The following is a 20,240-nucleotide window of genomic DNA, read 5'->3' on the forward strand; positions in this document are numbered from 1 at the left end:
GGCGCGAACGGATGTGCCGGAGCACACCGCCGCCTCCGGGCGCTGGGGCGTCCCGTACCGGTTAACCCGGCCGATCGGGGGTAGCTCCCTGAACATGACGAGATCGCAGCCCCGGCGCGCCCGAGGCACGGTCGGCCACGCGAACAGCGCGTTGAACCTGCGGCTCACCCTTGCCGGGTTCGGGCTGGTGATCATGGTGCTCTTCGCGGTGCTGGCGTTCTGGGCCGGCATCGCCTGGCTCGGCGTGGTCTGCGCACTCCTCGCCGTGGTCGCCGTGGTCGACCTGGTCGTGATCCAGCGCCGCCGCGCCGCCCGCCGCCGCGAGGAGCCGGGCGTACGACACTCGTTGTTCGAGTGACAGGAGGACGTAATGCCCCACATCGCCACCACCAACCCCGCCACCGGACAGGTGCTCAAAACCTATGAGGCGATGTCCACCGAGCAACTCGACGACGCCATCGAGCGCACCGACCTGGCGTTCCAGCAGCTGCGGGAGACGACTGTCGACGAGCGTGCCCGGTGGATGAACGCCGCGGCCGACCTGCTGGACGCCGAGCGCGACGAGATCGCCCGGATCATGACCACGGAGATGGGCAAGACGTACGTCGCGGCGCAGGCCGAGGTGACGAAATGCGCCTCCGCCGCCCGCTTCTACGCCGACCGGGCCCCCGCGTTCCTCGCCGATGAGCCGGCCGACGCCGACGCCGTGAAGGCCGTCCGGGCGTTCGTCCGTTACCAGCCGATCGGCGTGGTGCTCGCGGTGATGCCCTGGAACTTTCCGCTCTGGCAGGTGATGCGCTTCGCCGCCCCGGCGCTGATGGCCGGCAACACCGGCCTGCTCAAGCACGCCTCGAACGTGCCGCAGACCGCGTTGCTGCTGGAGGACGTGTTCCGGCGGGCCGGCTTCCCCGAGGGAGCCTTCACCACTGTGCTCGTCGACTCGGAGGCCGTCGACCACATCCTCAGCGACCCGCGGGTGCGCGCCGCGACGCTCACCGGCAGCGAACCCGCCGGCAGATCCATCGCGCAGATCGCCGGACGGGAGTTGAAGAAGACAGTCCTCGAACTCGGCGGCAGCGACCCCTTCGTGGTGATGCCCTCGGCGGACGTGGACCGGGCCGCCGAGGTGGCCACCACCGCCCGCTGCCAGAACAACGGCCAGTCCTGCATCGCCGCGAAGCGGTTCATCGTGCACACCGACGTGTTCGACGCCTTCGCCGAGAAGTTCGCCGCCAACATGGCCGCGCTGCGCGTCGGCGACCCGATGGACCCCAACACCGACGTCGGGCCGCTGGCCAGCGAGCGTGGCCGCGACGAGGTGCACGCCCAGGTCCGCGACGCGGCGGACAACGGCGCGACGGTGCTCTGCGGCGGCGAGCCGCCGAGCGGCGACGGCTGGTTCTACCCGCCGACGGTGATCACCGACCTCACCCCACAGATGCGGATGTGGTCCGAGGAGGTCTTCGGCCCGGTCGCCGGCCTGTTCCGGGTCTCGTCGTACGAGGAGGCCATCGAGGTCGCCAACGGCACCAGCTTCGGGCTCGGCTCGAACGCCTGGACCCGGGACCCTGCCGAGCAGGAACGCTTCGCCACCGACCTGGACGCCGGAAACGTCTTCATCAACGGGATGACCACCTCCTACCCGGAGTTGCCGTTCGGCGGTGTGAAGAACTCCGGGTACGGGCGGGAGTTGTCGGCGCTGGGCATGCGGGAGTTCTGCAACACCAAGACGGTCTGGGTGGGTGAGGGTGCCGCCTCGGCCGGCGCCGGGGCGCACGCCGAGTAGGTCGGGGCGCGGCACGCGTCAGCCGGGGCCGTCGTGGGTAGGAGGTGTGCCCATGACGTCGTTCGGATTTCACGCCTCACACGAGCAGATCGGTCCACGAGCCCTGTTGGAGGCGGTGATGCACGCCGAGCGGGCCGGCTTCGACGCGGCCATGTGCTCCGACCACTTCTCCCCGTGGAGCGCCCGGCAGGGTGAGTCCGGCTTCGCCTGGTCCTGGCTGGGCTCGGCGTTGCAGGCCACCGGCATGCCGTTCGGCGTGGTCAACGCACCCGGCCAGCGATACCACCCGGCGATCATCGCGCAGGCCATCGGCACCCTCGGCGCGATGTACCCGGGCCGGTTCTGGGCGGCCCTGGGCACCGGCGAGGCCAGCAACGAGCACATCACCGGCGACCCGTGGCCGCGCAAGGACGTACGTGCCGCACGGCTGCGCGAGTGCGTGGACGTGATCCGGGCCCTGCTGGCCGGCGAGGAGGTCAGCCACGACGGCCTGGTCCGGGTGGACCGCGCCAAGCTGTGGACCCGCCCCGAGCAGCCACCCGCGCTGGTGGGTGCCGCCGTCAGCGTGGCCACCGCCCGCTGGTGCGCCGAATGGGCCGACGGGCTGATCACCGTCAACGCCCCGGTCGCGCACCTGCGCGAAATGATCGACGCGTACCGGGACGCGGGCGGGCGAGGGCCGCTGCACCTCCAGGTGCACGTCTCCTGGGCGCCGGAGCAGGCCGAGGCCGAGGCGCTCGCGTACGACCAGTGGCGCAGCAACGTCTTCGCCCCGCCGGTCTGCTGGGACCTGGAGACCGTCGAACACTTCGACGTGGTCTCCGCCGACGTACCGGCGCAGCGGGTCGCCGAGGTGGTGAACGTGTCGGCGGACCTGGGCCGGCACGTCGGCTGGCTGGAGGAGTACGCGCAGCTCGGCTTCGACCAGATCGCCCTGCACCACGTCGGGCAGGAGCAGCGCGGCTTCATCGACGCGTTCGGCGCGGAGGTGCTCCCGAAACTGCGCCCGGGCGGCTGATCGGGGCCGGACAGCCGTACCCCTAGGCTCGTACCCCATGGAAAGCCTGTTTCCGGTCGTCGTCTTCCTGGCGATCGCCACCCTGGGTGCCGCGTTGGCCCGCCGGCTCGGCCTGCTCGCGCCGATCGTGCTCGTCGTCTTCGGCCTGGGACTCTCGTTCGTGCCGGGCTTCCCGCAGGTCGAACTCGACCCGGAGTTGGTGCTCGTCGGCATCCTGCCGCCGCTGCTGTACGTGGCCGCGCTGGAAACCTCGGTGCCGGCGTTCAAGAACAACATCAGGCCGATCCTGCTGCTCGCGGTCGGCCTGGTGTTGTTCACCGCGTTCGTGGTCGGGTTGGTGCTGCACCTGCTGTTGCCGCAGCTGCCGTTCGCGATCTGCCTGGCCCTCGGCGCGGTGGTCGCCCCACCGGATGCCGTGGCCGCCACGGCCGTCGCCCGCCGGGTCGGGCTGCCCCGCCGGGTCGTCACCATCCTGGAGGGCGAAAGCCTGGTCAACGACGCGACAGCGCTGGTGCTGCTGCGGGTCGCGACAATGGCCACCGTCGGCTCGGCCGTCGGCACCGAGAAGATCGCCATCGAGGTGCTGCGGTCCACCGGCGGCGGCATCCTGATCGGGGCGCTCGGGGCGTTGGTGTTCGGTTTCCTGCATCGGCGGATCAGTGACCCGCTACTGGACAACGCGCTGTCGTTGATCATCCCGTTCGCCGTGGTGTTCACCGCCGAACACCTGCACGCTTCCGGGGTGGTCGCGGTGGTCGTCACCGGTCTGGTGCTCGGGCACAAGCTGCCCCAGCTGCTGTCGGCGGCCTCCCGGTTGCAGATCGGCGCGTTCTGGCGGCTGGTGCGCTTCCTGCTGGAGGGCCTGGTCTTCCTGCTGGTCGGGCTGCAACTGCGAGAGGTCGTACGCGACCTCGACGAGCCGATCGGCTCGCTCACCCTGATCACCGTCGCGGTGCTCGCCACCGTCTTCCTGACCCGGTTCGTCTGGTTGTTCCCGGCCACCTACCTGGCCCGGTTGGTTCCGCGGGTCCGCCGTCGGGACGCCCGGCCGTCACCGAAGTTCCCGATCATCATCGGCTGGGCCGGGATGCGGGGCGTGGTGACCCTGGCCGCCGCGCTGGCCCTGCCGCTGACCCTCGCCGACGACGAGCCGTACCCCAGGGCGTTGTTGATCTGGCTGGCCTTCGCCGTGATCGTTTTCACCCTGGTCGGCCAGGGCGCCACCCTGCCGGTTGTCTCCCGGCGGTTGAAGCTGCCGGCGGACGACCCGGTGCAGGACGCGCTCTCCGCGGCCGCCGTCCAACAGCAGGCCAGCAAGGCCGCCCAGGACCGCCTCGACCAGTTGGCCGACGGTGCGCCGGACGCGGTGGTGGACCGGCTGCGCCGAGCGGTGGAGGACCGCACCAACATGGCGTGGGAACGACTCGGCGGCAACGAGCGGGAGACCCCGTCGCAGGCGTACGGTCGGCTGCGACAGGAGATGATCGACGCCGAGCGGGACGTGTTCCGGGCGGCCCGGGACTCCGGTCGGATCCCCGAGGAAGTGTTGGTGCAGGCCTACCGTGACCTGGACCTGGAAGAGTCGTTGCTGCGAGAGGTTGAGAAGTGAGCTGTCAGCACCTGACCGAGGCCGGTGCCGCCGAGCCCCGTACCCCCGACGAGTGCGCGGACTGCGTCGCCATCGGTGACACCTACTGGGTGCACCTGCGCACCTGCCTGAGCTGCGGGCAGGTCGGCTGCTGTGACTCGTCGCCGAGCCAGCACGCGAGCAAGCACTTCGCGTCCACCGGCCACCCGGTGATCCGCTCGGCGCAGCCGGGCGAGGCCTGGCGCTGGTGCTTCGTCGACGAGGAGATCGGCTGACGGTCAGCCCGGCTTCGGTGACCGGTCGGCGCGCCGGGCCACCGCGCGCCGCGTGAGCGGCGGCACGACGAGGCCGGTGAGCGCGAGCAAACCCGCCAGCGCCAGCCAGCCGACCGGGCCGCCGTCGATGATCAACCAGGTCAGCAGGGCCGGGCCGGCCGCGCGGACCAGCCCGGCGAGCAGTCCGTCCACCCCCTGGTAGGCACCGAGGGCGTCCGGGGCGGCGAGGTCGTAGGCCAGCGCCGCCCCGGCCCCGGCGTGCCACAGGTCGCCCACCGTGTAGATCACCGTCGCCCCCAGCAGCAGGCCGACCGCCGCCGCGGTGGGCACGACAGCGGTGGCGGCCCAGAGCAGCATCCCGGCCGCCAGCACCAGCCCGGCCCGGCGCGCCGTCGCCGCCGCCGGCACCGCGTGCCGCGCCCTCCCGCTGAGCCGTACGGCGAGCAACACGGTCAGCAGCGTGTTGACGAGCAGGAGGGCGGAGACCGTCACCGGCGGCGCGTCGGTGTACGCCACCACCCACAGAGGCAGCACGAGCGTCAACGCCACGTGGTGCACGGAGAGCACCGCCGAGGCTCCCACGACAGCGACGAACGGCCCGTCGCGCAGCGCCCGGCCGGCCCTCGGCCGCAGCCGCCGCCGGACCGGCGGGTACGCCGGGAGTCGCATGATCAGCGCCGCCGACACCAGATAGGTGGCGACGTTTCCGACCACCAGCAGCCGGTACGCCCACCCGGTGTCCGCCACCAGCGCGAACGCGGCAAGCCCCGCACCCAGCGCCACCCCCAGGTTGGCCACCGCGCGCAGGGTCGCGAACGCGTGTATCCGGCCCTGCGGGCCGCCCACCGCGGCGACGAGCGCGGCGCGGACGGCAAGGTTGCCGGAGATCAGCAGAGCGTCCAGTGTGGCCACCAGCAGAAAGACCGGAAAAGAGCCGACCAGCAGGTACGCGGCGGCGACAGCGGCCTGCGCCAGTTGCAGGACGGCCCGGAGGCTGCGGGGGTCCCGCCGGTCGGCGAGCCCGCCGAGCGGCACGCTGGCAGTGAGCCCGACCAGACCGGCGACAGTGAGCCCGAGCCCCACCTCGGTCGGGCTCAGCCCCACCGCGCGGGTGAGGAAGAGCGCCGCACCCGTCACCCACAGCCCGGTACCGACAGTGTTGGCGAGGGTGGCCAGCGACAGAGTGCGCAGCCGACCGGGCGGCGGCAGCGGCGACAACGACCGCCAGCGGCCGGCAACCCGCGCCGTGGTGCCCACACCTCGACCGTAGGGCCCGCCGGATGCGCGTCGACGCCCCGCCGGATGCGGCATCCGTCACAGCCCGCCCGCAGATCGTTCCTCGGCTCCGAACAGCTCCCGGGCTGCGGCTTGTTCGGGTTCTCCGGCTTGTCGGGGTCCTCCGCTTGTTGGCGTCCTCCGGCTTGTTCGGGCCCTCTGCCTGTTGGGGCACTGGCTTCTTCGTCGATGTTGGCTCTCTCCGCAGGAGTCGGATCGGTGGTAGGTCACGTCCGCCGGTGGTACTGGTTGCGGCGAGGAAGCCGGTCGGGATCGAGCCAGGCCGGCGGAACGAATTCCGGGTGACCGTCGCCGCCGAGCCGGACGGTCCATTCGCCGCGGTGGACGTGTCGATGATGGTGGGCGCAGAGCAGGACGGCATTGGTCAGGCTGGTGCTGCCGCCGTCGGCCCAGTGGCGGATGTGGTGGGCGTCGCACCAGCGCGGCGGGCGGTCGCAGCCGGGGAAGGCGCAACCACGGTCGCGCAGGACCAGAGCGCGTCGTAGGGGGCCGGTGACGAGTCGGCGTTGCCTGCCCACGTCGAGTGTCTGGCCGCTGCCGCCGAGGACGGCGGGCAGGATCGCCGCGTCGCAGGCGAGCCGACGAACCGTCTCCGGGGTGAGTCGCAGGTCGGTGTCGAGGGTGCCGGCGTCGAGCTGCCTGGCCAACGTATCGAAGCTGGTGGTGACGACGAGCTGGGCAGGATCACCGCCGTGCTCGGGCAATTCGCCGGTGCGCAGGGCGAGCCGGCAGAGGTCGGCGAGCGCGTCGTGCCGGCGCTGCCCGGGAGAACGCCGATCGTCCGGACCGGACGGTGCGGTCAGCGGCTCGATAGCCGCGCGCAACAGACCCGCCGCCTCGGCATCGAGGCTGCCGGACAACCGCAACCGGCCGTCCCGCAGCTCGGACAACGTCACCTGACGGTCTCGGTGGGCCCGATGGGCCTCGGCCTCCATCGCCGCCTGAGCGGCGGCGTCGGCGAGCTCCGGGGCGACGTGATCGAGGATCCGGGTGCCCAGCTTGCGCAGCAGGATCGGCTCGAACTGCCCGGCCCACTCGACCAGCACGCCGACTGCCTTCTGGGCCGCCTGGCTGCCGGCGGCCGTGTGCACTGAGCTGACCGTGTCGGCGATGACCCGGACCTGCTCCACGTCGACCGTGCCGCCGGCCAGCGCGTCCCGTACACCGGTCGGGGCGCTGTCGAGCGTCGCGGCCAGCTCGACCAGACGACGGGCAGCGCCGACCCCGAGGCGCAGCCGGTCGCGCAGCCACACAGCCGTCGAGGACGCCCCCTGGGCGGTAGCGGTGCCTCGACCGTCCAGCGCCCGCACGAGGGCCAGCTTGACCGCGGCCAGGCGTTGCTCAAGCCGGTGCGCGGCGTCGAGTGCCGCGACGAGGTCATGCTCCGGAAGAGCCCACGCCGGCGCGTCGAGGCAGTCAGCGATTGCCGCCTCCGCCTGCCTCAACTCCTCCACCATGGACCAAGAATAGAACAGATGTACGACACTTTTCCGGCCGGTTGGTAGGCCAGATTTGGCTGCTTCGAGCGGCGGCAGTGCGTGGCGACTCGAACCCAAACGGCAGGGCCTTGGAGGTAGCCCCGGGTCGGCGCTCGTCGATGGCCCCGGCCAGGGCCCGCTGGGCACGCCGACCCGTGGCTGGGCTCACTCGCCAGTCTCGCGGAGCCCGAGCCCTGGCGTGCAGCCGACGCTGTCGAGTCCTGGCGTGCGGCCGACGCTGCTCAGCTGTGGCGTGCCGGTGGCATCGCCGAGCACCGGCTCCTGGACCCCGCGGCGTGCGTCATCCTCCGCCTCCTGGCTCAGCGGGTGGTGGCTGCGAGGAGACGTTCGGTGGCGAGGCACGAGACGAGGCATCGTTCCTTGGCGTCGCCGCTCAGCCGGGCAGTCCAGTCGGTGAGGCCGCCGTCGCCGATCTCCAGGCTGCCGTCCAGGACGGTGATCCGCAGGGCGCAGTCCGTGTAGTAGCCGCGACCGCGAGATCGCTCCGGTTCGTCCACCAGGGGCACCACATCGCCGGCGAGCGCCGGTCGGACGGTGTCGGCCAGCCGTTCCCGTACCACCGGGTCGTCGAAGGTGGTGACGTGCAGCCGAGGCGCGGCCGCCGGTGCCAACTCGGCGAGCACGGCCCGCCAGTAGCTGAGGTGTCGGATCAGCAGCCGGGCCTGCGTGTCGCCCGAGCCAGTGTCCCGGGCGCTGGACACCAGCGCGAAGAGGCGGAAGTGCGCCGACGCGCCGCTGCCGAAATCCTGCGCCCGGAGCACCCGATGGGCGGCGGCCAGGTGCACCTCACGCTGCCGGCGACGACGTACGGCCGCCTCGACGGCGAGGGCGTTCGTGGGGTCGCTTAGCACCTCGCTGGCACGCATGGTGGTGACGATTCTGTTCTGGCTGACCGGTGCGACGGCCGAGGAGGTGCCGAGCGGCACTACCGGCGCCAGTTCCACTCCCGCGACGTCGGCGGGCAGGAGTTGCCACATCCGGGCCTCCACCCGGGCGAGCGCACGTGGGTCGGCGCGGGCCGGGCGGACGAATCGGTCCACCTGCCAGCGGCGCACCACCTCGGGCGTACGCACGGCTGCCGCCCGGTCGCGGGCCACGCCCAACAGCACAGTGCGCAGGTCCGCGCCGGAGAGCCCGGCCAGCGCGGTCCGCGCCCCGGCCGGCATCGCGGCCCACACCCGACGCTCCGCGCCGCTTGGGCTGTCGCCATCCCCGGCGGCACCGTGGCCTGGTCGTCCAGACCTGTCGGCGGGTTGGTCGCCGTTGATGGCTTCACCGTGCCCTGCTCGGCGCGGCCGGTCTCTGTCGGCCGCTTGGCCGCCGATGACGGGGTCACGCTGGCTTGCTTGGTGCGGCCGATCCCCGCCGACGGCTTGGTCGCTGTTGATGGGGTCACGCTGGCTTGCTCGGCGTGACCGATCGCGGTCGGCTGGTTGGTGGCCATCCATGACGTCACGATGGCTCACGTGGCGCGGCCGATCCATCGGTTTTGCGGCGGGCCTGGTGATTCGTCCACGTCATCAGCTCGACAGCGTCTGTCGTAGGCATCGGCCCGCTCGCCGCGAACGGCTTTCCGACGGACCGGCGCCGTCGGCCCCGGGGCGCTCCGTCGCCACCACAGTGGGCGGCGGCACTGCGGATGACCACGCGCCGCCGGAACACAAATGGGTGGCACACACCGCGGGCGCGCGAAGCAGACGGGGAATCTCGGCGATCCTGCCGCCGCCATAGATGATCATCGAGACCGGTCAGCCGTCGTGGCCCCCTCTATGCTGCACGGACGTGCGCGCGTCAACGGGGGACGGACATGATTGACACGGTCATCTTCGACGTCGGTGGGACCATTCTCGACGAGTCTCACGAGTTCGCTGCCTGGGCCGACTGGCTCGGCGTACCCCGGCACACGTTCTCGGCGGTCTTCGGTGCGGTGATCGCCAGGGGTCTGGATTATCAGGAGACGTTCCGGGTCTTCCGGCCCGATTTCGACCTCACGACCGAGGTGGAGCGCCGGGCGGCTGCCGGCCAGCCGGAGTCGTTCGCCGAGGAGGACCTGTACCCGGACGCGCGAGGATGCCTGGAGTCCCTGAAGGACCAGGGCCTGTTCGTGGGCCTGGCCGGCAACCAGCCAGCCCACGCGGAGGCGACCCTGCGCGCCCTCGACCTGCCGGTGGACATGATCGGCACGTCGCACGGGTGGGGGGTGGCGAAGCCGTCACCGGCGTTCTTCGCGCGGGTCGTCGCCGCGGGCGGTGGCGTCGCGTCGTCGATCCTGTACGTCGGCGACCGGCCCGACAACGACGTACTCCCGGCCCTGGACGCCGGAATGACGACCTGCCTGATCCGGCGTGGTCCGTGGGGGCACATCCTCGATCCCGCCCCGGTGGCCGAGCGGTGCCTGTTCCGGATCGACTCGCTCGACGACCTCCCCGGCCTGGTCGCGACGCACAACGCGGCCGGCGGTTGACCCGCCGGCCGCGCATAGGGTGCGGTCCCGGTGGCCGCCCGGCAGAGCGGCCACCGCAACGGGATCAGGTCAGCGAGCAGGCCGCTCCGTTGACCGTGATCAGGCCGGGGCCCGGGTTGGCGCCGCCGCCAGTCGTCGCGTTGAAGCCGAACGTGACGGTGCCGCCGGGGGTGATCTTGGCGTTGTACGACTCGTTGCGCGCGGTCACCGTTGCGCCGGACTGGGTGACCTTCGCCAGCCACGCCTCGCGTACCCGCTGGTCACCGGTGAACGCGAACCGCACGCTCCAGCCGTTGACGGCGCTGGCACCGGTGTTCTGGATGGTCAGCTGGCCGGTGAACCCGGTGCCGCCCTGCCAGGCGCCGTAGTTGGTGTAGCGCGCCGTGCAGGTGGTGGCCGGCACGGCGCCGGCGTCACCCTGGTCGGCCAGGAACGAGGAGATCCAGGCCAGCGCCGAGTTCCAGTTGATCGCCACCTCGTTCGTGGAGTACGAGTTGATGTCGTCGACGTAGCAGAACATCGGCTTGCAGCCGGTGAGCAGTTGCGCCACGAACGGGTCCTGGAGGGCCGCGTTCGGGCCACCGGCGAGGGAACCGGCGGGCGGTCGGGGCAGGCTCGGGTCGAGTTGGTGGCCGAAGATCCGGCTGTGCTGGTTCTGCGCGGCGTGCTCACCCCACCCGGTGACGTAGGAGATGTTCAGGGCGTTGCGACCGAGGACGTAGTCCATTGCCTGCACGGCCCCGTCGCGGTAGACGGGGTTGCGGGTCAGGTCGAACGCGGTGGCCAGTACGACGGCGTTGTTGATGACGTTGCTGTTGCCGCCCCAGAAGTAGCTGTCGGCGTCACCGGGCATCGGCAGCCCGTACGCCTGCCGGCGCAGCTCGGCGAGGTACGTGTCGGCGGCGGTGGTCACCGAGGCGCGGACCCGGGCCAGATCGGCGGCGGGCAGCCCGTTCGGCACGGTGGCCAGGTCGAGGCGGCCCAGCGCGGCAACGCTCTGCCAGCCGAAGCCCCGTGCCTCGAACACGTTCCCGGTGTGGTGCGCCGAGGCGGTCAGGTCGGACAGGTAGTTCTGGGCCCCGGTGGTCAGGTACAGCTCGGCCGCCGCCCAGTAGAACTCGTCGGTGACGTTGCCGTCGTCGTACGCGCCGCCGCCGGTGCCGTCGGTCGGGCTGGCGTACACGGCGGGATGGGCCTTGGCGGCGGCGTAGGCCGTCTTCGCGGCGGTGCCGCAGCGGGTCGCGAACGCCGCGTCGTAGGGGGCGAAGAGCCGGGCGCACTGGGCCGCGGTGGCGGCCATGTTGAGGGTGGCCGCGGTCGACGGCGGGTGCAGCTCGCGCGGCTGCGGGTCGGCGTGCGGGGCGAGCGGTAGCCCGGTCCAGTTCTGGTCGTGGATCTTGTGGTGGACCATGCCGGCGAGCGGCTTGCCGGCGGGCACCTGCATGCGCAGCAGGAACTCCAGCTCCCAGCGGGCCTCGTCGAGGATGTCCGGTACGGCATTGCCGCGCTCGGGCACCCGAAGCGTGTTGTCGGCCAGGTCCGCGCCTCCGTCGGCGGTGGCCGCCGTCTTGGTCCGCTCGAAGGTGTTCAGCAACTGGTAGGTGGCGATGCCGCCGTTGACCACGTACTTGCCGTGGTCGCCGGCGTCGTACCAGCCGCCGCGCACGTCGAGGGAGTAGTCGCAGACACCCGGCTGGCAGGGCACGTTGGTGTCGCCCTGGTTGGGTGCGACGCCGAGGTGGCCGGCGGGCCGGGCGTACTCGTCGCCGATCAGGTCACCGTCGATGGCGATGCCGCTGCGCTGGGCGTAGAAGAACTGCAACGAGTCGGAGCGCAGCCGGTCGTAGAGGGTGCCGGAGATGTCGAACGGGTGGCTGGTCTCGCCGTCCACGGTGAGCGTGAGCCCGGTGCCGGGAGTGCGGTACCCGGTGAAGTCGACGGTCTGCACGTTCTGCCCGGAGGCGGCGTCGACACCGCGAGCGGTGGTGGTGCCACTGGCCACGACGGTGCCGGCGGCGCTACGGAGCTGCCAGGGCAGCGCGGTGGTGGCCTCGGTGACGACAGTGGCGTTCTTCGGCCCGCTGGGCAGGTAGCCGACCTGGTTGACGCGCACCCGCGGCCCGGTGTCCGGCACGTACGGCTCGGGAGGCTCACCGCCACGCAGCGAGACGTCGTCCAGGCAGATGGTCTGCGCCTGGGCGGCACCGCCGACCTGGAAGATCAGTTGGGCGTTGGGGTTGTCGTCCGGCACTGTGAAGGTCTGCTCGACCCGCTGGACGGTGCCGGTGGCTGTGGCGTCGACGGCCGCGTACGTGGTGTACGGGGCGCTGCCGAGCTGCAACACGGCCTTGACCGCGGCGCCGGGAGTGGCGGAGACCGCGAAGCCGAGGGTGTATTCGGCGCCGGCGATCAGCGGCACACCGTCCTGGCCGATGCCAGCGTCCCACGGGTTGGCCAGCCCGCCCGCGACTGTGGTGCAGAGCTGGCCGTCGGTGACCGCGAGCGCGCCGGTGCCGAAGGAGAACCAGGGGCTCACCCCCTCACTGAAGTCGCCGTTGTCGATCTGCTCGGGGGCGTCCGGTGGTGGGTCGGCGTGGGCCGCGCCGGCGCCCACGCCGGTGAGGGCCAGAGTTGTCGCCACAGCCAGCAGGAGGCGGCGTCGGGATGGCGTCACGGGGAGTCCTTCCGGGACGGAAAGTGGGACGGTGGTGGTGGCACGGTGGTGCGCCCAAAGCTGGGAGCGCTCCCAGTCATCGGCTCGATGTTTCCAGTGCCGGCACGCCCTGTCAATTGATCTGGTTGGATGGGTTTCGGCATCCCACGTGGGCGGTCAGCCCGGCGGGTGGCTCCCGGAGGCCGCCGTCCGGACGTGAGATTGACCGCGCCACGCGCCGTCGTCCTGATCTCCTAGAGACAACTGCGCCCTTCGCCTGGCAGGCTGCCTCCCATGACCCTGAAGCTGCGTTCCGTGGGAACGAGCGACCGTGGGCTGATCCGCAGCGGAAACCAGGACGCCCTGCACGCCGGCACCTGGCTCGTCGCCGTCGCCGACGGCATGGGCGGGATGGCCGCCGGCGACCTGGCCAGCGCCCTCACCATCGACGCGGTCGCCCCACTGGACGTGGAGACACCCGAGGACGCCCTGGTGGCCGCGCTCGAGGGCGGCATCGCGCTGGCCACCTCCCGGATCCGGCAGGCGGTCGACGACGATCCCGAGCGCCAGGGCATGGGCACCACGCTCACCGCGCTGCTCTTCGCCCGTACCGGCAGCTGCCTGGCGCTCGCGCACGTCGGCGACTCCCGGGCCTACCTGTTCCGCGAGGGCGTGCTCAAGCAGGTCACCCGGGACGACACGTTCGTGCAGATGCTTGTGGATCAGGGCGTGATCACCCCGGACCAGGCCAGCAGCCATCCGCGCCGCGCCGTGGTCACCCAGGCGTTGCAGGGTGACGAGGTCTCCCCGTCGTACGCGACGATGGTGCCCCGGGACGGCGACCGGTGGCTGCTGTGCAGCGACGGGCTCTCCAACGTGGTCCGCCCGGACACCCTCACCGAGGTGCTCAGCGGCCACCCCGACCGGGACGCCTGCGCCGCCAAGCTGATCGACCTGGCTCTGCACGCCGGCGCGCCGGACAACGTCACAGTCGTGGTGGCCGACGTCGTCGAGGAGTAGGCCGGCACTCAGCGCCGACGTGGCGTGACGCGCCGGGTGGGCGTCGCCGTTCCCGGGTCCTCCGGCCACGGATGCCGGGGATAACGCCCGCGCAGCTCGGAGCGGACCTGCGGGTAGCCGGTACGCCAGAACGACGCCAGGTCGGCGGTGACCGCCACCGGCCGGCCGGCGGGGGAGAGCAGGTGCAGCAGCACCGGCACCCGGCCGTCGGCGATGCGGGGGGCCGCCGGCCAGCCGAACGTCTCCTGGAGCTTCACGGCGAGCACCGGCGCGCCCGGGTCGCTGTAGTCCAGCCGGACCCGGGAACCACTCGGCACCTCGATCCGCTCCGGGGCCAGGTCGTCGAGGCGGGCGGCCTGCGCCCAGGGCAGCAGCCGACGCAGCGCCGACGGCACGTCCACCCGCGCCAGGTCGGCACGGCGGCGCGCGGCGGCCAGTTCCGGGCCGAGCCAGCTCGGCGCGGAGTCGAGCAACGAGTCGTCGCCGACGTCCGGCCACGGGTCACCCAGGTGGTGCCGGAGGAACGCGAGCCGCTCGCGCAAAGCCCGCGCCGCCGGCGTCCACGGCAGCAACCCCAGCCCGTCCTGACGAAGGCCGGTCAGCAACGCGGCGGCCACCTCCGCCCGGTCCGGCCGGTCCAGCCGCCGCTCGACCAGCTCGATCGCCCCCAGCCGGGTCACCTCCCGGGCCACCACGTCCCCGTCGGACCAGCCGACCTCGCGGACGGTGCCCAGGAGCGGGCCGGCCGCCTCCCGCGCCGTCGCCTCGTCCACCGGGGAGGCCCGGCGGATCCGGGCCGACGGCGCGCCCGGTGTGCGGTCCGCGACCGCCACCGCCAGCCAGTCGGACCCGGTCAGGCCCGAGCCGGCGGCCAGCTCCGCGGCGGTCCCGCCGGTCATCAGGTACGCCGAACCGCCCGGCCGCCGCACCCGGGCCAACCGTTCCGGGTACGCCAGCCCGACCAGCAGCCCGGCGGCGAGATCGTCGCTCAGCCCGACCGAGCCGGTCCGGTCGGTGGCATCGGTGCGGCCTCCCGGTGCGGTGCCGGTCGGCAGTGCGGCGCGGAGCCGGCGTACCTCGGTGCGCCAGCGGGCGGTGGCGCCGGCGTCCACGCCGGTGCGCAGCCGACGCCACCCGGCGACCAGGTCGTCACCGGGACCGGCAGCGCTCTCCTCGGCGAGCAGGGCGACCACCTCGGCGGCCCGGTCGGCACCGACCCGGCCGGCGCCGTCGAGCAGCGCCCGAGCCAGCCGTGGGTGCGCCCCGGCGGCGGCGATCGACAGCCCCCGCGCGGTGATCCGACCGTCGGCGTCGACAGCGCCCAGGGTCTCCAGGGTGCTCCGGGCCACTGTCATCGCGGCGGCCGGCGGCGCGTCGGGCAACTCCAGCCCGACGCCACCCGGTGCGCCCCAGGCGGCCAGCTCCAGCGCGAAGCCGGTCAGGTCGGCGGTGGCGATCTCCGGCTCGGCGCGGGCTGGCAGCCGCTCGTGGGTCGCCGCCGACCAGCATCGGTAGACGTACCCGGGCGCCTCCCGGCCGGCCCGTCCGGCCCGCTGAGTGGCGGCGGCGCGGGAGACCGGCACCGTGACCAGCGCGCCCAGCCCTCGGGCCAGGTCGATCCGGGGCACCCGGGAGAGCCCGGCGTCCACCACGATGCGTACGCCCGGCACGGTCAGACTGGTCTCGGCCAGCGCGGTGGCCAGGACCACCCGCCGTCGGTCCGCGCGACGCAGCGCGGCGTCCTGCTCGGTGCCGCGTTGGCGGCCGTGCAGGGGCAGCAGTGCCACGGTGTCCCGCAGGTCGTTCAGCCGGCCGGTGACCGCGGCGATCTCGCCGGCCCCGGGCAGGAAGACGAGCACGTCGCCGTCGTGCTCGCGTAGCGCCCGCCGGACGGTGGCGGCCACGTGGTCGAGCAGTGCCCGGTCCACCGGCCGGGCCCCGGGTGGGGCGATGGGGCGCGCCGGGGGCACCCAGATCCGCTGGACCGGGTGCAGCGCCGAGTCGGCCCGTACCACCGGGGCCGGGGTGGGCCCACCCAGCAGCGCGGCGAACCGGTCGGTGTCCGGGGTCGCCGACATGGCCAGCAGCCACAGGTCCGGTCGGAGGGTGGCGCGGGCCTCCACCGTGAAGGCCAGCGCGAGGTCGGCGTCGAGCTGGCGTTCGTGGCACTCGTCGAGCAGCACGGCACCGACTCCCGGCAGTTCCGGGTCGTGGTGCAGCCGGCGGACCAGCAGGCCGGTGGTGACCACCTCGATCCTGGTGGCCGGGCCGACCCGGCGCTCGCCACGCACCGCGTAGCCGACCCGCTCACCGACCCGCTCGCCGAGCAGTTCGGCCATCCGACGGGCGGCGGCACGAGCCGCCACCCGACGGGGTTGGGCGATCACCACCCGGCCGGTCACCCGGTCGGCGACGGCCAGCGGCGCCAGGGTGGTCTTGCCGGTGCCCGGCGGGGCCACCAGCACACCGGTGCCGGCCGCGTCGAGTGCCGCGACCAGCGCCGGCAGCACCGGCCGGACCGGCAGGTCAAGGGTTACGTCGGAGAGCACGGCCCAGTCTCGCACCGGCGCGGGTGCGTCAGGAGCGACGGACCTCGCCGACGTCGAGCACGAAGGCCCGCCAGGCCGTCGCGCCGAAGGCGAGCACCGGGCCGGAGCGGTCCTTGCTGTCCCGGACGGCGACCTGACCGTCGACTGTCGCGACCTCCACGCAGTTGCCGTTGCCGCTGCTGCGCGTGCTGGTGCGCCAGTCCGCTCGGGTCAGGTCGTACGCCGTCATCCGCGGTGCCTCTCGTCTGCGTCGGCGTGCCGCAGAGGCGGTCACGCAAAGTTACGAGAAGCCTGCTCAAGACGGGTCATCGACGCCGCCGGATCGAGCGCCATCCGGCACAGCTCCTCGTGCAGAAGGCTATACCCGCGCACATGATCGGCTTCCTCCAGAGCCAGTCCCATCGTGAGGTTATCCAGGTAAACCACCGACGCGTCGGCGGCGTCGGCGAAGTGGAGGATCACGTACGGGGTGCTCATGGCCGGATGCCCGCCAGCGGCGAAGGGAAGTACCTGAATTGTCACGTTGGGTAGTTGAGCGGTCCGGCTCAGGTGGACCAGCTGTGCGGCCATCACCGCGGTGCCGCCGACCGGTCGCAGGAGCACCGCCTCGTTGATGACCACCGACAGGTCGACCGGGTCCTCGCGGCGCAGCACCTCCTGCCGGTGCAGCCGGGCCGCGATCTTCCGCTCCAGGCCGTCCTCGCCGGCGGTACGCCGGAAGATCTCCCGCGCGTACGCCTCGGTCTGCAGCAGGCCCGGCACGGACTCGGCCTCGTACGTGCGCAGCGTCGCCGCCTCGGCCTCCAGGCCGACGTAGAACTCGAACCATTCGGGAAGGACGTCGCTGTAGTTCTGCCACCAACCGCGCTGCTGTGCCCCCCGGGCGATCTCGATGAGCGCCTCGGCATCCGAACCGGTCACCTGGTACAGCGCGAGAGCGGCCCGGACGTCACGCGGTTTGATGCCGATCTGGGCGGTCTCGATCCGGGAGAGGTTGCTCTTCGACATGTCGAGTTGGCGGGCGGCCACATCGAGGGTCATGCCCGCGCGTTCCCGAAGTTGGCGAAGTTCGCGGGCGATGCGACGTCGCCGCACGGTCGGGCTGGCGGCGGGTCGGATGGCAGGGGTGGTCACCGTCCGAGTCTGCCACGACAAGATCCCCAGGTCGCAGATGCACGGAGTGCAACTTTCGAATCTGGGAGTTGCGTTGCAGTAGCTGTCGGTGCATCCTTTCCCGGTCGCGATCACTGTGGACACACCTGTACGGGAGGGCCGTTGCTCATCGCCGACGAGTTCTTCCTGATCGCACACAACGACAGTCGTGGAAAGGCCAAACTGCACCCGGCGGCGACCGGGCTCGGGCTGGCCGGCGGGCTCCTCGGCGAGCTGATCCTCTATGGACACATCACTGTCGTGGCCGGGCAGATCACCGTCATCGACAGACGCCCGCCAGCCGATGCCCTGGCGCACACGGTGCTGGACCAGTTGGTCGGTGAATCCCAGCACCGGGAGCTGCGCACCTGGCTGAGCTTCCTGGCGCAGAGCGCCACGACCTCGGTGGGGGAGCGGTTGGCCCGCGCCGGGGTGCTGCGCCGCCAGGAGAGCCGCCGGTTGCTGCGTACCTCGGTCAGCTACCTGCCGATCGACCTCAACGCGGTGGCCTGGCCGGCCACCCGGCTGCGGGCACTGCTGGACCGGCCGGACCCGCCGGGCGTCCCGGACGCCCTGCTCCTGGGCCTGGTCGTGGCCGCCGGGCTGACCCGCGAAGTGCTGTGGAGCGCCGGCCCCCGCGCGCACCACCGGCTCAACGTCCTCATCCCGGCGCTGCCGGCACCGCTCAAGGAACTCGTCGGGCACACCGAGGCCGCCGTCGGCGCCGCCGTGCTGCGCGGCATCCCCTGACCCTCCCGGTAACCCCCAACCCTCCCCTCGACAACCGGAGTAGTCGCATGCCCCCGACATCGACAGTCGACCGACCCAGCAACGTCTCCGACGCCCTGGCCCGAGGCCGCCTCGGCATCCCCTCGGTGATCTTCTTCGTCCTCTCCGCCGCCGCGCCGCTGACTGTGGTGGCCGGCGTCGTCACCACCGGCTACGGCGTCATCGGGGTGACCGGCATCCCGCTGGCCTTCCTGCTGATCGCCGCGGTGCTCGCCCTGTTCTCGGTGGGTTACGTGGCGATGTCCCGCCGGGTGGAGAACGCCGGCGCCTTCTACGCCTACGTCTCCCGTGGCCTCGGCCGGCCGGCCGGCGTGGGCGCCGCCTGGGTAGCGCTCATCGCGTACAACGCGCTGCAGGTCGGGCTGTACGGCACCATCGGCGTCGCGGCCGAGCCGGTGCTCGACCGGCTCTTCGGCGGGCACCCGCACTGGGCCGTCGTGGCCCTGGTGGCGTGGGCGTTGGTCGGCCTGCTCGGCCTGCTCCGGGTCGACCTCAACGGCATGGTCCTGGCCGCGCTGCTGGTCGCCGAGATCGTGGTGGTCCTCGTCTTCGACCTGGGGCAGCTCGGCAACCCGGCCGGCGGTGAGGTCGGTTTCGCCTCGTTCTCACCGGACAACCTCTTCGTGCCGGGAGTTGGCGCGGTGCTGGTGCTCGCCGTCCTCGGTTTCGTCGGCTTCGAGTCGGCGGTGGTCTTCAGCGAGGAGAGCAAGGACCCGAAGCGGACGGTGCCGCTGGCCACCTACCTCTCGGTGGCGATCATCGCCGGGCTGTACGCGTTGTCGTCCTGGACCATGACCGTCGCGGTCGGGCAGGACCAGATCGTCGCCGCGGCCGGTGAGCAGAGCGTCGGGCTCATCTTCAACCTGGCCGCCGCGCACCTCGGTGACACCGCTGTCACCATCGGACAGGTGCTCTTCCTGACCTCCGTGCTCGCCGCGATGATCTCGTTCCACAACACCACCGCCCGCTACACGTTCGCGCTCGGTCGGGAGCGGGTGCTGCCGGCGGTGTTCGGGCAGACCTCGGCCCGCACCGGGGCGCCGCGGGCCGCCTCGGTGGCGCAGAGCGTCCTCGGACTGCTCGTCATCCTGCTGTACGCGGTCAACGGCTGGGACCCGGTGGTTCAGCTCTTCTTCTGGGTCGGCACCACGGGCGGCTTCGGTGTCCTGCTGCTGATCGCCACCACCTCGGTCGCGGTTATCGCCTACTTCGCCCGCTCCGCCGGAGGTGAGAACCTCTGGCGACGGGCCATCGCACCCGGCCTGGCCACCATCGCGCTCTTCGTGATCATCTGGTTGGCCGTGTCGAACTTCGCCAACCTGCTCGGCGTCGCACCGGACTCGACGCTGCGCTGGGCGCTGCCCGCCGCGTACCCGGTGGCCGCCCTGCTGGGCATCGGCTGGGCCCTGCTGCTGCGCAGCAACCGCCCGGACACGTACGCCCGGATCGGTCTGGGCGCGGCGAGCGCCACTGCCGCCGTCCGGCCGGAGACGCCGGCCCCCGTGGAGGTGACCCGATGAGCCTGGTCATCGAGCAACTCGGGCCGGAGGAGACGGACCTCGTCGCGGGCCGGATCGCCGAGGCGTTCATCGTGCTGGAGGTGACGTCCTGGCTGGTACCCGACCCGAGCAAGCGGGAGGCGGTGCTGGCCGGGGACTTCGAGATCCTGGTCGGGCACGCGATGCGGCACGGCATGGTCCACGCCACGGCGGACCGGGCCTCGGTAGCGGTCTGGTTCCCGTCGGTCGGCGAGCCGGCACCGCCGCCGGAGGACTACGACGCCCGACTGGCCGCCGCCTGCGGCGAGTGGACCGACCGGTTCCAGCACCTCGACGAGCTGTTCGCGGCCAACCACCCGCATCCGGACCACCATCACCTCGCGTTCCTGGCGACCCGGCCCGACCGGCAGGGGCAGGGGTTGGGGAGTGCGCTGATGCGCCACCACCACGCCTGGTTGGACGCCAACGGGATGCCTGCCTACCTGGAGGCGAGCAGCCCGCGTAGCCGGGACCTGTACGCGAAGCACGGCTACCTGGCCGGCGAGCCGTTCCGGGTGCCCGACGGCACGCCGTTCTGGCCGATGTGGCGGGAGCCGGCCGGGCACTGAGCCGGTCGGACCGACGGCGTGATACCGGTGTCACGCTCGCGTGA

17 protein-coding genes are annotated in these 20,240 nt (G+C 72.4%); 10 read left to right on the forward strand and 7 right to left on the reverse strand.

All coding sequences use genetic code 11. The features are described from left to right. The first annotated feature begins 94 nt into the window (after positions 1–94). Genes ABZ406_RS07645 through ABZ406_RS07665 form a run of 5 tightly spaced genes read left to right on the forward strand, consistent with a single transcriptional unit; the run spans position 95 to position 4,667 of the window. On the forward strand, positions 95–358 hold the full coding sequence (locus tag ABZ406_RS07645) for a DUF6343 family protein (protein WP_357756890.1): 264 nt from the start codon (positions 95–97) through the stop codon (positions 356–358). A gap of 12 nt (positions 359–370) precedes the next feature. Continuing rightward, positions 371–1,786, forward strand: coding sequence for an NADP-dependent succinic semialdehyde dehydrogenase (locus ABZ406_RS07650; RefSeq protein WP_357756893.1), 1,416 nt, complete (start codon positions 371–373; stop codon positions 1,784–1,786). A 52-nt stretch (positions 1,787–1,838) separates the two neighbouring features. Next, positions 1,839–2,804, forward strand: a complete 966-nt coding sequence (locus ABZ406_RS07655; protein WP_357756896.1) for a TIGR03885 family FMN-dependent LLM class oxidoreductase — start codon at positions 1,839–1,841, stop codon at positions 2,802–2,804. A 37-nt stretch (positions 2,805–2,841) separates the two neighbouring features. After that, positions 2,842–4,413, forward strand: coding sequence for a Na+/H+ antiporter (locus ABZ406_RS07660; protein ID WP_357756899.1), 1,572 nt, complete (start codon positions 2,842–2,844; stop codon positions 4,411–4,413). Then, the gene (locus ABZ406_RS07665; protein ID WP_357756902.1) at positions 4,410–4,667 is read left to right on the forward strand and encodes a UBP-type zinc finger domain-containing protein; all 258 of its coding nucleotides are present in this window, start codon (positions 4,410–4,412) and stop codon (positions 4,665–4,667) included. Before ABZ406_RS07660 ends, ABZ406_RS07665 begins: the two co-directional genes overlap by 4 nt. A gap of 3 nt (positions 4,668–4,670) precedes the next feature. Here ABZ406_RS07665 and ABZ406_RS07670 read toward each other — a convergent pair whose 3' ends face one another. The 3 genes from ABZ406_RS07670 to ABZ406_RS07680 all read right to left on the reverse strand — a co-directional run bounded on the left by ABZ406_RS07670 (position 4,671) and on the right by ABZ406_RS07680 (position 8,640). Next, the gene (locus tag ABZ406_RS07670) at positions 4,671–5,924 is read right to left on the reverse strand and encodes an MFS transporter (RefSeq protein WP_357756905.1); all 1,254 of its coding nucleotides are present in this window, start codon (positions 5,922–5,924) and stop codon (positions 4,671–4,673) included. A 245-nt stretch (positions 5,925–6,169) separates the two neighbouring features. After that, entirely contained in the window at positions 6,170–7,420 is a 1,251-nt protein-coding gene (locus tag ABZ406_RS07675; protein WP_357756907.1) for a DUF222 domain-containing protein, read from the reverse strand. Between the two features lie 341 nt (positions 7,421–7,761). Further along, positions 7,762–8,640, reverse strand: a complete 879-nt coding sequence (locus ABZ406_RS07680) for a hypothetical protein (protein WP_357756910.1) — start codon at positions 8,638–8,640, stop codon at positions 7,762–7,764. Between the two features lie 629 nt (positions 8,641–9,269). On the opposite strand from ABZ406_RS07680, the gene ABZ406_RS07685 reads away from it, so the two are divergent. Beyond that, positions 9,270–9,926, forward strand: coding sequence for an HAD family hydrolase (locus tag ABZ406_RS07685; protein ID WP_357756912.1), 657 nt, complete (start codon positions 9,270–9,272; stop codon positions 9,924–9,926). Between the two features lie 64 nt (positions 9,927–9,990). Here the strand turns inward: ABZ406_RS07685 and ABZ406_RS07690 are convergent, their stop codons facing one another. After that, the gene (locus ABZ406_RS07690) at positions 9,991–12,600 is read right to left on the reverse strand and encodes a glycoside hydrolase family 9 protein (RefSeq protein ID WP_357756915.1); all 2,610 of its coding nucleotides are present in this window, start codon (positions 12,598–12,600) and stop codon (positions 9,991–9,993) included. Between the two features lie 273 nt (positions 12,601–12,873). Between ABZ406_RS07690 and ABZ406_RS07695 the strand changes: the two genes are divergently transcribed. Further along, complete coding sequence (locus ABZ406_RS07695; RefSeq protein WP_357756918.1) at positions 12,874–13,599, forward strand: protein phosphatase 2C domain-containing protein; 726 nt, start codon at positions 12,874–12,876, stop codon at positions 13,597–13,599. Between the two features lie 8 nt (positions 13,600–13,607). Here ABZ406_RS07695 and hrpB read toward each other — a convergent pair whose 3' ends face one another. The 3 genes from hrpB to ABZ406_RS07710 are packed head-to-tail and all read right to left on the reverse strand — an operon-like array spanning position 13,608 to position 17,243. After that, positions 13,608–16,148, reverse strand: a complete 2,541-nt coding sequence (hrpB, locus tag ABZ406_RS07700) for an ATP-dependent helicase HrpB (protein WP_357756921.1) — start codon at positions 16,146–16,148, stop codon at positions 13,608–13,610. 28 nt (positions 16,149–16,176) lie between these two features. Further along, a complete protein-coding gene (locus ABZ406_RS07705; protein ID WP_357756923.1) occupies positions 16,177–16,377 on the reverse strand; it encodes a DUF397 domain-containing protein in 201 nt (66 codons plus the stop codon). Positions 16,378–16,418: 41 nt separating this feature from the next. Next, a complete protein-coding gene (locus tag ABZ406_RS07710; protein ID WP_357757283.1) occupies positions 16,419–17,243 on the reverse strand; it encodes a helix-turn-helix transcriptional regulator in 825 nt (274 codons plus the stop codon). 180 nt (positions 17,244–17,423) lie between these two features. Here ABZ406_RS07710 and ABZ406_RS07715 point away from each other — a divergent pair, with 180 nt between their 5' ends. From ABZ406_RS07715 to ABZ406_RS07725, 3 genes are read left to right on the forward strand one after another with little or no spacing between them, the layout of a single operon-like run. After that, a complete protein-coding gene (locus ABZ406_RS07715; RefSeq protein ID WP_357756926.1) occupies positions 17,424–18,050 on the forward strand; it encodes a GPP34 family phosphoprotein in 627 nt (208 codons plus the stop codon). Positions 18,051–18,097: 47 nt separating this feature from the next. After that, on the forward strand, positions 18,098–19,609 hold the full coding sequence (locus tag ABZ406_RS07720; RefSeq protein WP_357756929.1) for an APC family permease: 1,512 nt from the start codon (positions 18,098–18,100) through the stop codon (positions 19,607–19,609). Then, complete coding sequence (locus ABZ406_RS07725) at positions 19,606–20,196, forward strand: GNAT family N-acetyltransferase (RefSeq protein WP_357756932.1); 591 nt, start codon at positions 19,606–19,608, stop codon at positions 20,194–20,196. Before ABZ406_RS07720 ends, ABZ406_RS07725 begins: the two co-directional genes overlap by 4 nt. Positions 20,197–20,240: the final 44 nt, after the last annotated feature.

It is taken from the genome of Micromonospora sp. NPDC005710 (assembly GCF_040630995.1).
Classification (GTDB): domain Bacteria; phylum Actinomycetota; class Actinomycetes; order Mycobacteriales; family Micromonosporaceae; genus Micromonospora.

Excerpts from the sequence above, each read along its gene's own strand:
- ABZ406_RS07645 (WP_357756890.1), top strand. The coding sequence starts at position 95 with ATGACGAGATCGCAGCCCCGGCGCGCCCGAGGCACGGTCGGCCACGCG.
- ABZ406_RS07650 (WP_357756893.1), top strand. The coding sequence starts at position 371 with ATGCCCCACATCGCCACCACCAACCCCGCCACCGGACAGGTGCTCAAA.
- ABZ406_RS07655 (WP_357756896.1), top strand. The coding sequence starts at position 1,839 with ATGACGTCGTTCGGATTTCACGCCTCACACGAGCAGATCGGTCCACGA.
- ABZ406_RS07660 (WP_357756899.1), top strand. The coding sequence starts at position 2,842 with ATGGAAAGCCTGTTTCCGGTCGTCGTCTTCCTGGCGATCGCCACCCTG.
- ABZ406_RS07675 (WP_357756907.1), bottom strand. The coding sequence starts at position 7,420 with ATGGTGGAGGAGTTGAGGCAGGCGGAGGCGGCAATCGCTGACTGCCTC.
- ABZ406_RS07685 (WP_357756912.1), top strand. The coding sequence starts at position 9,270 with ATGATTGACACGGTCATCTTCGACGTCGGTGGGACCATTCTCGACGAG.
- ABZ406_RS07695 (WP_357756918.1), top strand. The coding sequence starts at position 12,874 with ATGACCCTGAAGCTGCGTTCCGTGGGAACGAGCGACCGTGGGCTGATC.
- ABZ406_RS07705 (WP_357756923.1), bottom strand. The coding sequence starts at position 16,377 with ATGACGGCGTACGACCTGACCCGAGCGGACTGGCGCACCAGCACGCGC.
- ABZ406_RS07720 (WP_357756929.1), top strand. The coding sequence starts at position 18,098 with ATGCCCCCGACATCGACAGTCGACCGACCCAGCAACGTCTCCGACGCC.
- ABZ406_RS07725 (WP_357756932.1), top strand. The coding sequence starts at position 19,606 with ATGAGCCTGGTCATCGAGCAACTCGGGCCGGAGGAGACGGACCTCGTC.